This is a genomic window from Paenibacillus sp. SYP-B3998 (assembly GCF_010820665.1).
In the GTDB taxonomy this organism is placed as follows: domain Bacteria; phylum Bacillota; class Bacilli; order Paenibacillales; family NBRC-103111; genus Paenibacillus_E.
Map to the genome: position 1 here is coordinate 50,166 of NZ_JAAIKC010000005.1, position 15,125 is coordinate 65,290.

9 protein-coding genes and 1 pseudogene are annotated in these 15,125 nt (G+C 47.2%); 6 read left to right on the forward strand and 4 right to left on the reverse strand.

What is annotated here, in order from left to right:
- Nucleotides 1-3 precede the first annotated feature (3 nt).
- A pseudogene (locus GK047_RS14965) lies at nucleotides 4-231 on the reverse strand (transposase); the annotation flags it as partial.
- Between the two features lie 650 nt (nucleotides 232-881).
- On the opposite strand from GK047_RS14965, the gene GK047_RS14970 reads away from it, so the two are divergent.
- Both GK047_RS14970 and GK047_RS14975 read left to right on the forward strand, forming a co-directional pair.
- Nucleotides 882-2,552 carry a DUF6138 family protein gene (locus GK047_RS14970; protein WP_163948067.1) on the forward strand — a complete coding sequence of 557 codons (1,671 nt, stop codon included), beginning with the start codon at nucleotides 882-884 and terminating at the stop codon, nucleotides 2,550-2,552.
- Between the two features lie 108 nt (nucleotides 2,553-2,660).
- Nucleotides 2,661-3,254: a hypothetical protein gene (locus GK047_RS14975; protein ID WP_163948070.1), complete on the forward strand. Its 594-nt coding sequence runs from the start codon at nucleotides 2,661-2,663 to the stop codon at nucleotides 3,252-3,254.
- Between the two features lie 142 nt (nucleotides 3,255-3,396).
- Here the strand turns inward: GK047_RS14975 and GK047_RS14980 are convergent, their stop codons facing one another.
- Both GK047_RS14980 and GK047_RS14985 read right to left on the reverse strand, forming a co-directional pair.
- The gene (locus GK047_RS14980) at nucleotides 3,397-3,591 is read right to left on the reverse strand and encodes a hypothetical protein (protein WP_163948072.1); all 195 of its coding nucleotides are present in this window, start codon (nucleotides 3,589-3,591) and stop codon (nucleotides 3,397-3,399) included.
- Between the two features lie 273 nt (nucleotides 3,592-3,864).
- The gene (locus GK047_RS14985; protein WP_163948075.1) at nucleotides 3,865-5,028 is read right to left on the reverse strand and encodes a response regulator; all 1,164 of its coding nucleotides are present in this window, start codon (nucleotides 5,026-5,028) and stop codon (nucleotides 3,865-3,867) included.
- A 494-nt stretch (nucleotides 5,029-5,522) separates the two neighbouring features.
- Between GK047_RS14985 and GK047_RS14990 the strand changes: the two genes are divergently transcribed.
- Both GK047_RS14990 and GK047_RS14995 read left to right on the forward strand, forming a co-directional pair.
- A complete protein-coding gene (locus GK047_RS14990; RefSeq protein WP_163948078.1) occupies nucleotides 5,523-8,642 on the forward strand; it encodes an S-layer homology domain-containing protein in 3,120 nt (1,039 codons plus the stop codon).
- A gap of 236 nt (nucleotides 8,643-8,878) precedes the next feature.
- On the forward strand, nucleotides 8,879-11,956 hold the full coding sequence (locus GK047_RS14995; protein WP_346010343.1) for a hybrid sensor histidine kinase/response regulator: 3,078 nt from the start codon (nucleotides 8,879-8,881) through the stop codon (nucleotides 11,954-11,956).
- A gap of 148 nt (nucleotides 11,957-12,104) precedes the next feature.
- On the opposite strand, the gene GK047_RS15000 is transcribed toward GK047_RS14995, so the two are convergent.
- Nucleotides 12,105-12,287 (reverse strand): hypothetical protein, encoded by a 183-nt coding sequence (locus GK047_RS15000; RefSeq protein WP_163948086.1) that lies wholly within the window; start codon nucleotides 12,285-12,287, stop codon nucleotides 12,105-12,107.
- A 1,151-nt stretch (nucleotides 12,288-13,438) separates the two neighbouring features.
- On the opposite strand from GK047_RS15000, the gene GK047_RS15005 reads away from it, so the two are divergent.
- A complete protein-coding gene (locus GK047_RS15005) occupies nucleotides 13,439-14,122 on the forward strand; it encodes a response regulator transcription factor (protein WP_163948089.1) in 684 nt (227 codons plus the stop codon).
- A complete protein-coding gene (locus GK047_RS15010) occupies nucleotides 14,123-15,124 on the forward strand; it encodes a sensor histidine kinase (RefSeq protein WP_163948092.1) in 1,002 nt (333 codons plus the stop codon).
- The last annotated feature ends 1 nt before the right edge of the window (nucleotide 15,125 follow it).

A 15,125-nucleotide genomic window follows, 5' to 3' on the forward strand; every position in this document is an offset into this window, starting at 1 on the left:
TTACAATAAAGCGGCGAAGCGCGATCGTCCACGTTTATTAATCTTCATCTGCCCCGTCCATTTGCCTGAGTTTGTTTCTGCAAGGTTAAGACCAGCATGACGCAGCAGCGCATTGCCGTGAGCAAAACCGCTTAAATCCCCGGCCTCACCCAGAATACCAGCTAGTGAAATGGCGCTAATCCCTTTTACATCCAGCATTGATTTAGCAAAAGGTATGCGATCTAACACTGATCATGAGGTTCAGAGAGTCGGTGGTTGCTGTGAACCGATCCTCACCTGATGCCGAATGGGCTTCTGAATCGCTTGTTGCGATTAAAAAGGTGGTACCACGATAACCTCGTCCTTTATTGGGCGGTTTTTTTTTGTATTCTTTGAAAGAGGGAATGTCCATGGATGATGGTTGGTGTATCTCAAGTTTATATTATAAAAGCCAAATTATGAGGGAACGAGATACGAGAGGCAATGAGTATGAACTATTTCTAAATAAAAGTTATTCTTGTATAGGTAATAACCCGGATAATTATCAAAAGCCGACGTTCACCCTGACAACATCGTAGCAGAAAAAGCCCCGCCATATCATTTGTAGAAGGCAGGGGAGACATCTATGAGCATTGCTCGCTCCATATTACGGACGAAAGACAAGTGCTAATGCTATCCTTCGGCAGCCGTGCACAGGACTTCTTCCTACAACCGGATTTGGTCATGTATACGACTGAATCCGGTTTTTTCTTTCCGGCAACCGGACGTTAGACTCATTGTGCTGGAACGTGCCGGCATGTAAAATATTAGGATCATGCGAACATTAATCCGTATTTTTAAAATAGATACGTTGATGGGCATGGTGAGATCAGCTGATGAAACACTCGGAAAGGCTGGAGACGATGAACACATTGCAGGAAGAAGCGCTGGAAGAGATGAAAACGGCGATTCATGAATGGTTTGACGAACAGGAAAATCGGAAGGACGTGGAGGGAGCGGTCAAGCGAACCACGTTGCAAATGGGCATATTTAACGGCGTTATGCTGGATTTTCGGCCGGGCAGGACCCGCGTTGACAGTTTGAATTTTGGACGGAATGCTGCAGGCAGCAAGTCGAAGGCTTCACCATTTACGCGGGAGCAGGTCTTGCATGAGGTTCAGCTCCTGCTGGCGGAAATCGTAAAAGAGAAGCTGGACAAGCTGGAGACGTCGCCGTTGATCGACTACCGGTTTACCTTGCAAGGAACATTCGCAACGACAGACGGGCCCGTGAAATTAACGGTGCTGGAAATCGTATATGAAGAGAAAAAGCGGCAGCTTTTGGAACGAATTCAGTCCTATATCGAGAAAAAATTGGAGAAGGGCTCTTACCCGACAAAGCCACTGGAAACCTTCTTTTTGACGCGTCATCTGCTGGACCCATATTTGTTTCACGAACCGGAAGTGGCAAGGATGACTGCTTTATTTGACCGGATTCAGGAGCTGAACAAAGAACGGACGCAAGTGCTGGCGGATCATCGAAGATATATCATCCAGGCCTTGACCGGCTGGGCCGAGAATGTATTTCTGCGACGTTACTACGATTTCACTCGTTCCGAATACAGGATCAATGATTATAAGATCAAGCCGGATACTGCTCTGGAGAACAAGGATGAGCCGAATCAGCCTGTCGACTTACTGTTGTACGGCGCGGTGATGATTCTTCGTTACGAGCCCAACTACAGCAAATTCAAGGGCCAGACTTTTCTGGAGCTGGCGACGCAACTTGGCAGCGACAAGGCCGGGCGCATGCTGAAGGAGGGCAGCGACAGCTTCTCGCAAGAAGACGTCCATATGCGTCATGAGTTGGCCGAATGCAAGGCTAACGATGTTTTTTCCCTCATTACGGTCGTTATTTGCAAGGAAGAAGCCGGGGCGTACGAACGGGCGATTTCGTTTATTCTCTCCCTGCTCCGAAAGGGCTTCCCGAAAAGCTACAAAATCAAGCTAAAATCCAGCGCGAGAGAGGTATTGCCCGTCAAGGGGCTTGTCAGATCGGATACGCACCGTTTTTTTGCGAATGCTCTGGCTTATTCCGAGCTGCATCCGTTATTGGAGGAATACGCTCGTGAGGCGATGGAAGAGTTTGAATGGTACGAGGATACGGAAGGCGAAAAAAGCGTAATGCCGGGCAGTTATGCCGTATTCGGGCTAGGACTTTCGGCCGAGCGGTATTTTCCGTTGGTCGAAGCTTACATGGCCCTTGTGGACGATGAGCATCAGCTGGTGCAGGACAAGTACACTGCTGTTTTTGCCGAAACCCATGGCGTAACGGAACGCTCGACTCCCGCCTTGGTTGCCTGCCTACGGCGCTCCCGCGGTTCGCTAAAGCTGAAGATTCAGCTGGAGCTGGAAAGCGAAGACAAGCTGTCGCTGTTGGTACAGCATGTAGAAGCCCTGACGGATTACGAGGCCGAGCGGGTGTTGTACCCGATCTGGGGCAAGTCGGAGAAGCTGGCCGCGTTGGCTCGCAAAGCGCAGGAACCGCGCAAGGAGCTGCTGCTTCGTCTGCTAAAGGCGACGGGTAAAGCCTGACGGTACATAAAAATCCATAAGAAAATCAACGAAGGAGAATGCCGCGGATGTGGATATGGTGTACCTAGTTTAAATCAGGCATTATGGTGTTTGGGAAATAATGTAAGCATGGTCATTCAATCTAGTATTTCACCATTTAAAAAGATTAAAGGATCAATTGCTTTAAATGAAATGCACTTACATAAATTGCCGTGGCCTGAAGAAGTATTGTTAAGCCTTGGAGAATTAGATGTGAAATTGAGAATAACACTATCTTATTATATTGAGCCCAGCCCAGGTGAAGTTGGGTGGAAAAGTAGATATTCGTATTCCTCGTTTGGGTTAAGGTTTGATATGAATGGATCAGCGACAGAAGAGCAATTTATCAAACGTATTAATGAAGCAGCTAAAGATGAGGAAGATGGCAAGCCGCCGTCAAGTAATATTGATTGGACATTAGGCCCAAACACTCGAAACAAAGGATCAATTCACAGTGATATATGGGAAACAACCGCTTCACAATTAGCAACTAGTAACATGATTGGTATCTATCCAATAAGTGGTTGGTGGAGTAAAAGACCATGGTTAAAGCGATGGGATAGAGAAGTTAAATACACATTAATTGTAACGTTATCTACACCTGCATCTGAAATTGATTTATATACACCGATAGAAGTAGCAACAAAAATTAGAAATAAAATTATTATCGATGATAAAAATTAATTGAAACTGAACATAGCTTTCTTAGCTTAAGTTTAAATTGAATAAAATAAAAAACGAGCCAAGAAGTAAAATTCTAGGGGCCCGTTTTTTTAGGTATTCTGAAATATAAAAAAGGGCAATCGGCCTGAGAAGCAGGTGATTATTATTTATAGGGGAGCGTATTAAATATTTCAGCATGCAGCTGATGCTGGCCGCTCATGCGCGCGGCTACGACACCAACCCGATGAGCGGCTTTTCGAGCGTATCGCAGATCCCCATCATGGAAGGTCTGCTTCAGTTCCTGTACGCGGTACGTGCTTACTTTCCGTTCGTGGGACAGCGTTCCGGCTTCCGTCATCGCGGGTTCGAGCCCGCTGGTGATATTCCGCTCCTCTCGTTATCCCACTTCTTGTCGTCTAGGATACTACTTCTTACATGGGCAGACGGCGGCATGTCGCCGTCCACCGTCATCATCCCGTTGATGATCTGCTTGAGATCGGGTTAGTTGTCTTTGCTGTAGCTCCAGGTATAGAATGAACGGGCCAGGAGCAAGGACTGCCTCTGAACCGTTCAATTGTTCGACATAGATTTATGGTGATATACTCAAAATCCCTCGCCTTTAAGCGTGAGATTATCCAATTTCTGTTTCCTCATTGCGCCAAGGGGGCAATTTCTTTCTCGCTTGTTCGAACCAGTCTACCAGCTTATCGGTCAAGCCGATCCGCAGCTCGTTTGAAAATAGATGATCCAGCTTATGGTAGTGCCTCTCCGCTTCTTTGTGCCTTCCGCTTGCCGTATACAGCTTCATCAGTGCAAGTCCGTCTTCTTCGTTATACGGGTCCACATCCTGAATCCGTTCGTACATCGCCAGCGCTTCCTCCAGCATCATGGCTTTCTCATAGAATCGGGCTAACGAACGGGCATTCTGATACCATAGCTTCCGTAGTCTTTCGCGTTCGTCCTCTACCCATCCATAACCGATCTCTGGTAAATAGTCCCCTTCATAAAGCGAAAGCAACCGCCGCAGCTCGGAGTGACTGTCGGTCAAATTTAAGCCGTTCACCTGCCGTAAACCGTGTTCCCATTCATCCACGTCAATCCGAATTCGGCTTGTGTCGAGTATGTAGCCTTCTTGAATAGTCATATTTTGGATGGGGGCATCGATGCCCATTTGCTTCAAGCACTGTCTAATGTGATAAATCGATGTGTACAATTGATTCGCCGCCTGTTTCACATCAAGCTCCGGCCACAGCAGTTCCAAAAGTGTCTCCTTGGGGACGATATTGCCGCGTTGGTGTAGCAGGTAAGCAAACAGGGCCTGCGTTTTTGCCGTGCGCCATTTCGGTATTTCCGGAGACCCGCCGCTGCTCTGAAAACGGAGAGACCGAAAACACAGAATGCGAGAAGGCGCTATTGAGCGCATATCTTCTTTATGCATTCTTTTTTGCATCAGCCGCTTTATCGTTTGATCCAAACGTGCTTGATGCAACGGTTTAAGCAAATAATCGACCGCATTCAGCTCAAAAGCTTGGACAGCATACTCGCTATATGCCGTTACAAATACAATATCGGCTCCCGGACAAGCCTCCTGTGCCAGCTCTACCGCTTTGATTCCCGATATTTCCGGCAAGTGAATATCGAAAAATACGACGTCTGGCTGAAGTTCCGGCATTCGCATAATAGCCTCTCGCGCATTCCCAAACGAGCCGACCACCGAAATACCGGGATATCCCGATAGCATTCGCCGAATCTGGTTTAACACCAGCGCTTCGTCATCCACCAGCATGATCTTCATGTATTCACTCTCCATAACATGTATGCATTGTTTTTTGGCAAGATTCGACTTGTTACACCAATACTATCGGAATTTTGGCAATGGATGATTAGAACTGTCCGAGCAGCTGTGTCCAATTAGAGGTAGTCTCAGTCGGTTGAATGACCTTGATAATACGAGGTTAATTTTAAGTACTTCATTTCCACGTGAGCGAAAATAGCATGTAAAGCAGTTGTAGAGATTTTGTAAAGTTCCTTTTGTTATGATCACACCTGTCGAAAGAAAGTGGATTATATCAAGATATAGGATCAAGGGGCTTGGAGTCCCTATGGGACAGGGGGGAGTATAAAAGAGGAATAGAAAAAGAACGGTTGTTTTACTCCAGCGTGAGCAGAAGCGCCTGAGTTAGAAGGAATAGACAAATTTTTCAAGAAGAAAGGAGAACCCTGCTTAACTGAAAGAAATCTGCAAATATAGAATTTCTATATGCTTTCGTTAGCAGGTATACACAAAATATGAAATTAAAAAATCGAAGAATGTTATCTGTTCTAATAGCAATTGTTATGGTATTGACGATGATGCCTTTTCATCCGTTAGAAGTAAAAGCCGCTGCAACATCTACAATTGATCTTGGTACTCCTGTTAGTGTAACCGAAACCACCTATCAGCTATCCAATGCTACATTTGGAAGATCAGGTGTCGTGAATGGAGCAGGCGGATACTTTACTGTGACAGTAAATAATGGCTCTATTGCTGTTGGAGCTATTCCAAGTGGTATCACCGAGTTGATTAATGGCATAAAAATCAGTGGCATTGTGACTGATCAATCTACATCTGTAAATAGAGTATTCAATTTTTTAAATGGTAATACTTATGAAGATATTCTGGCTGTTATTCAAAATTTAACATTTACAAAAGCTGTGGGGCAAACCCAAAGTGTAACAGTAAATGTAGCGCCAGGGGCACCATTGACCGATGGGAAAACATCTGTGCGTACCTACAATGGGCGCCATTTTGTATATGTGCAAAGACAGGCTACTACCATGACTTTTAAAGATGCTGTGACGATTGCAACGAACAATAGCGGACATCTTGTAGAGCCAAAATCAAATAATCCTCAAGAAATTTTTGCGATTGCTAGTATGTTTAAAGAATTGAAAAGTGCCTTTAGGGGAAATTGGAGCTTTTTAACCTTTATAGGTACTACTAAAACTACAGCACCTAATTGGAACACTTCTAGTTATAGCGCTACAAGGTATGTATCTAACGGTCAGTTAACAGGTCTTGATACATCGAAAGAGTTTGTGGCTAATGGAGCATATGACCATCTTACACTTCTGCTAGACACGACTAGTAATAAAATAGGTTACTTAGCTGTAAATAATACACACGGCAGCAGCAGCGGATATTTTGATCCGGGAGTTATTGTCGAGTATAATTCCGGTGTCATTAGCAACAATATCACTGCCACAAAATATATTGGGATTTCAGAGATGAAAGGCAGCGTGGGAATCAGCGGTGTTGCCAAAGTTGGTGAAACGTTGACTGCGGACTTATCGGGAATCACTTATTCGCCTGACACGTCTGGCAATGTGCCGACTTACCAATGGTACCGGAACGGAGTCGCCATCACGAATGCGACGGGTTCAAGCTACACGTTAACCGCTGACGACCTCGGCGCAGCCATCACCGTTGTGGTAACCGCTGACAATACGCATGCGACAGGGAACGTGACGAGCGCGGCAACGGGGGCGGTAACGGCAGCGGACGGCGCCGAGGCTCCGGCAGCACCGGTAGAAGTAAGCAAAACAACAACGAGCATTACGCTGCAAGCCGTCACCGGTCAGGAATACAGCATAGACGGCGGCGTGACGTGGCAGGATAGTTCGACGTTCGCCGGACTGATGCCAGGGACGAACTATACGATTGTAACCCGTGTGAAAGCGACAGCGACGCAGTTGGCGTCTGCTATCAGCACAGGAACAGTGATTCGTACAGTGGCTAACAACGCGGGCTTGAAAGATTTGACGCTGTCGAGCGGCACGTTAAGCCCGGCATTTGCGGCAGACACCACAAAATATACGACAAGTGTGCCGAACAGCGTGAGCGACACGACAGTGACGGCAACGGTATATGATGCTGTTTATTCTACGGTGACGGCGAGCGTGTACAATAGCGAAGGAACGTTGGTAAAAGGTCCGATTAACTTGACAAGTGGCGTCGCTTCCGATTCGCTGCTGCTAAGCGTAGGCATCAACACGATCAAGGTGGTCGTGACGGCGCAGGACGGTACGACGCAAACGTACATCGTAACGGTGACGCGCTCCCCTCGTAGTGCCTCCGGCACGAATGGAAGTCCTACACCTGCACCTACATCTGCTCCTGCTCCGGCATCGGGCGTGAAAACAACCGTAAACAATGAGGACAGTGGCTTCGCTACTGGCACAACGGCAAACAACGTAACGACCGTTGTGATGGATCAAGATAAACTATCGGCTCATCTCTCCAAAGGCAACGGACAGCAATTGAATGTGCTTGTGCCTGGCGACGGTGACATCAAGGTTGTAGGTTTGACCGCAGCAACCCTGAAGCAGTTGTCCGATACCGGCTCCACGCTGAAAATCGAGAACCTGCTTGCTATTTATCCGATTCCAAGCACACAACTGGATCTGGGTTCAATCACCAAACAATGGAACGGCGCGCCGCTTGGCGAAATTGCAGTCGATATTGATATCAAGAGATCGTCTGACGCATTAAAAGCCGCAGCAAAAGATCAGGTGACCAAAGGTGGCTACGATCTGCTCGTCAATCCGGTCGATCTATCGCTTAACTTCACGTACCACAACCAAACCGTTAAGCCGGATCAATTGAAGGGCTACGCGCCGCGCTATATCGCATTGCCTGAAGGCATTGATCCGAACAAAATTACGACCGGCGTCATTGTTAATCCGGACGGTACCGTGTTCCATGTGCCGACAGTCGTAACGAAAATCAACAACCGTTACTTTGCAATGATCAACGACCTACGCAGCCAGGGCAGCTACTCAGTCATCTGGAATCCGCAAAATTTCGATGACGTGAAGAGCCACTGGGCACAAGCGAGCATCAACAATATTGCAGCCAGACTGCAGCTTGCAGGTACAGGCAACAATACCTTCTCCCCGAATCGCAGTATTGACCGTTCGGAATTTGCCACGATTGTGGCAAGCGGACTGGGCTTAATGCGCCAAGGTGTATCTGGCACGCCGTATAACGACGTAGCACCGTCGAGTTGGTATCACGATGCCGTAAAGATTGCCAACGAATTTGGCATTATCAAAGGCTTTGAAGACGGTGGTTTCCACGGCAGCGAACGGATTACAAGAGAGCAAGGCATCGCCATGATCGCCCGCTCCCTTCATGTCGTTCAGCCGCAAGAGGCGCTGAGCGCATTGGAAATCAATCAGATTCTGGCTCCTTACAGCGATATGGATCAAATCTCCGGGTATGCCCGGGAGTCCGCAGCCCAACTGATTAAGGCTGGCATCCTGCAAGGGATCGGCAAACAGCAGTTGAACCCGAAAGCGGCGATGACGCGCGCGGAAACAGCGGCTATGGTTGAAAGATTGCTGAAATCTACGAAGTTGATCGACTAGTATTAATGATTAAGAGGGGGCTAACTGCTTCCTCTTTTTTTGTCCCTCACAACACTGGCTAATATGCCTAATCACCCGATTTATGGAACAAGGGATTCCCGCTGTTATTGTCGAAGTATGAAAGCTACCGGACTGGGCCTTAGCATTTTCAAGCAATTGGCAGAACTGAACGGCGAAACGTTGGGAGTGAGCCCTGTATGATTTGGATAAAAAACAAAACCGCCCTGAAATATGCTGTGACGTTCATCCTGTTTCTCTCCATACTTCTCGGCGTCCGGTGGCTTTGGTCCGGGATATTTCTTACGCCTGAACATCCTCGTGCTGTTCAAGGCGTGCTCGATCTGCGCGGCTGGGACTTCGCGAACTCCCGCTCCATTACGCTGAATGGCGAGTGGGATTTTTATCCGGAAGCATTCGTCACGTATAAAAGCAAGGATTGGAAATTACTGGATAAACGTTATATTCAGGTTCCGGGAGATTGGCGAAGTGCTTTGCCGGCAGAGTCAAAGTCGTCGTTCGGATACGGGACGTACCGACTACGCATTCTGGTCGATCCTTTACCGCAACAGTCGTTCGAATTCTGGATTCAGGAAATTCAAGCCTCTTCAGTTGTTGAATTCAACGGTCAGATAGCAGGAGTCGGCCAACCGACGGAGCAAGCGAATACGTATAAACCCCGCCGGATTTCTTATACCCCGCTTTATAAGGCAAACGGAGTGAATGAGATCGAGCTGCTCGTACGCGTGGCCAATTTTGATAATCCGCTTAATGGCGGCATTGTTAGAGCCATCCGCTTCGGGTCGGATACGGCCATCAATACTGAACGATGGATCTCCATTGGCTTTCAGATTGTGACCTTCGTGATACTGATGTTTCTTGGCTTGTACGCCGTGATGTTATACTTGTTCAGTCGGCAAAAAGGGTTGCTTGCCTTTTTGATGCTGCTTTTGACCGCCGGGCTTACGATTGTGTCTGATAACGACAGCCTGCTGCTGGTATGCATGCCTTTCATCAACTATGCATGGGCACTGAAAATCAAAATACTCTCGTACTCGTTGCTTCCCTTTTTCTTCCTGCTGATTGCCGGAATATTTGCCAAGATCCGAACAAACACGGTGTTGTTCCGTACGTACGCCATTACTCTGGCTTTATATTCAGGATTTGTATTGGTCATGCCGCCTCCGCTCATTTACTATATAATCGAGTTTAAATTATTCAGACTGCTTTATTGGTTCCCAATGGCTTGGGTTATCTATCTGATTGGCAAACTGATAGCCAGAAATCAGCCCGGTGCCACCTTCCTGCTGCTTGCCACCATGAGCATATTATCCAGCTCCGCATGGGGACTGATTAATGCCCACTTGGAAGTAATAAACATTTACTTTCCGTTTGACGTGCTGGTGGCCATCATCAGTTTTTCCGCTTACTGGTTTAAGCAGTACTTCCGCAATTCCCAAGAAAACGCCAAACTAAACGAGCAGTTAAGAATGGCAGACAAGCAGAAGGACGATTTTCTGGCGAACACATCCCATGAATTGCGAAATCCGCTGCATGGGATGCTGAATATGGCGCAAACCGTCCTTGACAGCGAAAAACATTCGTTGAGCGCCAAGAGCGTCCAAAATTTGGAGTTGGTGATGACGGTCGGTCGGCGCATGTCGTTTATGTTAAATGACCTGCTTGATTTGACTCGTCTCAAGGAGGGTAACGTCCGCCTGCACGTGCAGAGCGTTCAGGTGCAGGCGGTCGCTTCCGGCGTATTCGACATGCTTCGCTTCATGACCGTTAGTAAACCGATCGGGCTGGTCAATGAGATTCCGAACGAGTTTCCTCCTGTGATGGCCGACGAAAACCGACTCATTCAAATTTTGTTTAATCTCGTTCACAATGCAATCAAATTTACCAACGAAGGAACTGTCACCATCCGGGTGGTTGCACAAGATGGGAAGGCGTACATTAGCGTTGCGGATACGGGCGTCGGCATGGACGAGGAGACGCTGCAAAGAATCTTTAACCCTTACGAGCAAGGCGACTCCGGCATGACGGCGGCGCCCGGGGGCGGCATCGGACTGGGCCTCGGCATTAGCAAGCAGTTAGTGGAGCTGCACGGCGAAACGTTGGAAGTGATATCTGCCTCTGGCCAAGGTTCGGCATTCACCTTTGCTTTGGCGCTGTCCGATTCGCCCGTTCAACGGGAAGCGGATTTTGCAGCAGGCCTGCCGCCTGTCTATGCAGAAACCGCCGCCGCTGCCGACTCGAACATCCGTTACGGTACGGATGACGATTCTGCCGTTGTGGAGAGATCGGTGCGTCCTTCGGTATTGGCTGTGGACGATGATCCACTCAACTTGAGAATACTGGAGAACATTCTGGCTGGGGAATCTTTCGACATCATTGCGGTTACGAGCGGCAATGATGCCTTGTCTCATCTGAACACGAGAGTATGGGATCTTGTTATTGCTGACGTCATGATGCCTCACATGTCGGGGTATGAGTTAACGAGAGCTATTCGTGAGCGCTATTCGAGCTCGGAACTGCCCATTCTGCTTCTGACCGCGCGCAACAAGCCTGAGGATATCGCCGCCGGTTTTTTGGCTGGGGCTAACGATTACATTGTGAAGCCTGCGGATGCGATGGAGTTAAAGGTTCGGGTGCGGGCATTAACGGATCTGAACCGTTCCGTGCGCGAACGCCTGCGTATGGAAGCGGCATGGCTGCAGGCGCAAATACAACCGCACTTTTTATTCAACGCCCTTAATGCGATAGCTGCGCTTAGCGACATCAATCTGAACAGAATGCGCCTACTGCTCGACGAGTTCGGCAATTATCTACGGGCCAGCTTCAACTTTCAAAATTCCGAGCTGCTTGTTCCGCTTGGACAGGAGCTTGCTCTCGTACGTTCTTATTTATATATCGAGAATGAACGTTTCGAAGGCAGGCTGAATACGGTTTGGGAAGTCGAAGCGAACATGGAGCTAAGGCTTCCCCCGCTTTCCATTCAACCGCTTGTCGAAAACGCAGTGCGGCACGGCATCATGAGTCGTTCGTCGGGCGGAATGATTCATATTCATATCGCCGAATATGAGGATCGTACAGAAGTAACCGTTGCCGATAACGGCGTGGGGATGGATACAAAAACATGGCAACATCTATTCGACAAACGTTCGAACCAAAGGCAGGGAGTCGGTTTGTTCAATATTAATCAACGGTTGAAACAATTATATGGGAAGGGGCTACACATTCAGAGTGATCCGGGTCAAGGGACGATAGTCGTCTTTGCCGTACCGAATAATGCGGTGAACCGCCTGATTTAGCGGCTCGCCGGTGCGCATCGGCAAAAAAGACGGCAGCAAAATTGCACGGCTGTACTACCCCTGCAGCAATTTCCGCAACAAGGGCAGCAATGTGTGCGGTGCCAACAGCATTCGCAACAGGATGCCGAAGAGTACGTGATAAGGCGGGTCAAGGAAGTCCTCTCGTATTCACAATCCTTATAGCGTCCTTTAAAGCATATACGTTCGCAAAACGAAGCGGATCAAGCCGCTCCAGCAAGAACTCGATTCCATTACGGCAAGGATCGCCCAACTTGAGGAGAAGCGGCAGCGATACTCCGAACTGTACGAGCAGCGTAAGACGCTCATGCATTGGACGGGTGGTATGCTGAAACAACATGAGCAATCAAAAGATACATAATGTTAAAGTGGAATGAGAGAATTTAGGAATACCGATATTGAACTAACGGCATAGAGTAGTTAGGTCCAACGAGTTATCAGAAATGAACCAGACAAGTATATTTATGACAATGCGAATTTTTATAAAAGAGGATTTTCTCTATGTAAGTATCTTACTATTGATAAGATATCCATGATAAAGTTGACTTTTAAGGTATTTTTATATTAAGTAAGGCTCTGTTGATCCGAAGGCTTGCGTTCCTACGTAGGACTTCTTTTAGGTGAGATGGGGCTATTTTATTATCTGCTGGGGGCTATTTCACTATTGAGTAGTCCCTTTATTTCAATGTTATTGTAAACATAAAACTGGATATATGTGGTAGTGCGGAGAGTTTGCGATCCAGTCGGCAATTAAATCTATTGTCGGAACAGTTGCCTTGATTGTTTTGTTAATATTTCTAGGAAATGTTCTCCTTCCGATTAAACTGTCCTCCTATTTTGGAAGCTACTACTGGATTATCGTAATTTATCTTATGTATTCTTGGTATAGGAACTACAAAAGTTTAAAGAACTATCTCGATGATGGGGGACACATTCAGAAAGTTAAAGAGTACTATAGATTCCCGATTGCAGAGTTTAAAGAGAGCATTAGAAGGATAGAGGCTTTCAAAGTAATAGTAGAAAAGAGACTTGATATCGCCAAGCTTTTTTCACCAATCCCACTATTAATATATGGCGTTGGTATATACGTCGATGATTAGCCATTTTTGAAGAAATCAACCACTATATTAACGTATACTTTCAACTTTAAAGACGCACTGATTTATGGCGGATTTGGATTAATGGTTGGATATTCCCTTTGGATTTTTAATCTGCTGGAAAGACATAAGCAGTTCTCAATAAGAGGATGCCGTTATCAAGCAGAGTTATCCTTTTATGAGGAGTTGTTACTTTCGAAAGAAAAGGATAGAAGGATAGAATATAAAGAAACCATCTCTAGCCTTATATAACAGGCCAGATACCGACCTCTTTTCGTTGCCGAAGCCCCAAACGAGGTGAACCATACCATAAGTGACGGCGAAATTTTTTTTGAATAATTAATCCAATTGTAAGGATGATCTACATATGAAAATTTTATTAGTCGAAGATGATAAGACGATCGCATCGGGTCTGGAATATTCGCTGCAGCAAGATGGTTTTACAACCGTTCTCTGTCATGATGTCACCTCAGCCAAAAAGGTGCTCGCCGAAGACATCGATCAGTTCGCTTTATGCTTGTTCGATTTACAGCTTCCGGACGGAAGCGGCTATGAATTGTGCAAGATGTTGAAGGAGCGGCGAGACATTCCGGTCATCTTCTTAACGGTGATCGACGATGAGGTCAATGTCGTGATGGGGCTCGACATGGGAGCCGACGATTACATTACCAAACCTTTTCGAGTTCGTGAGCTGCTGTCCCGAATCAAGTCCGTCTTGCGGAGATACCAGAAGCCGTCCCAAGCCAGAGCGATCATCGACATCGACCATGTCCGAATCAATACGCTGGAAGGCAAAGTGCATAAAAACGGCGCCGAAATTTCGCTCACCGCTTTGGAATACCGCTTATTGCTGATCTTCGGCAACCACGTTGGACAAGTCCTCACAAGGAATCAGCTCTTAGAGCAAATCTGGGACGTGGCCGGCGACTTCGTGAACGACAATACGTTAACGGTGTATATCAAAAGGCTGAGGGAAAAGCTGGAGGATGATCCAGGGCATCCGACATTGATCAAAACGGTACGCGGTTTAGGCTATAAGGTTGGTGATTAGATGTTGCGTAATCGAGAAATTCAACTATTATTGCTCCTCATGGGCTTGATCAGCTTAGCGGCGCTCGTTGCCGCTGCTTTCATTTCGACTGTCGCCGCGGCGCTCGTATTCATTCTATCCATGCTGCTCATTGGCAGCAGCTTGTTATTCACAAGATGGAGATATCGCGAGCTAGCGAAGCTGTCCGTCTATTTGCGGGAAATTAGCAACGGCAATGATTCCCTCGACGTTCGCGATAACCAAGAAGGCGAGCTGAGCATTTTAAAGAATGACATTTACAAAGTGACGCTCATGCTATCGGAGCACCGGTCGCTATTGCAGCGGGACAAAATTCAACTGACGGATGCCATCTCCGATATTTCCCATCAGCTCAAGACGCCGCTTACCTCCATGACGGTGATGGCGGATTTGTTAAGCGCCCCTGACCTGCCTCCGGCCAAGAGATCGGAGTTCACCCATCATATTCGCGTCCAGCTTGATCGCATCGATTGGCTGGTTTCTTCCTTACTAAAGTTATCGAAAATTGACGCGAAGACCATCCCATTCAAAAAAGATCGAATACTCATGATAAACCTGATCCAAAAGGCATTAGAGCCGGTACTGATTCCGATGGATATTAAGGGACAGACGGTTTCCATCGCGGGCGATGACGACGTCTCTTTTGTCGGCGATTTCAATTGGACTGCCGAAGCGGTCATCAATATTTTGAAGAACGGCGTGGAGCATACGCCTGAAGGCGGAGCGATCGCCATCGCATTTTCCGAAAACGCGCTATTTACGGAAATCGTCATTGCCGACAACGGCAAAGGCATTCCGAAAGAAGATTTGCCTTATATTTTCAAACGTTTTTACAAAGGAAAGAACGCCGGCGAAGGAAGCATCGGCATAGGACTTGCGATGGCTCACAGCATCATTGCTAGCCAGAACGGCGTGATCGATGTAACGAGCGACGGCGGGAAGGGTACGCAGTTTCGGATTAAATTTTATAAGCAAGTGATTTAAC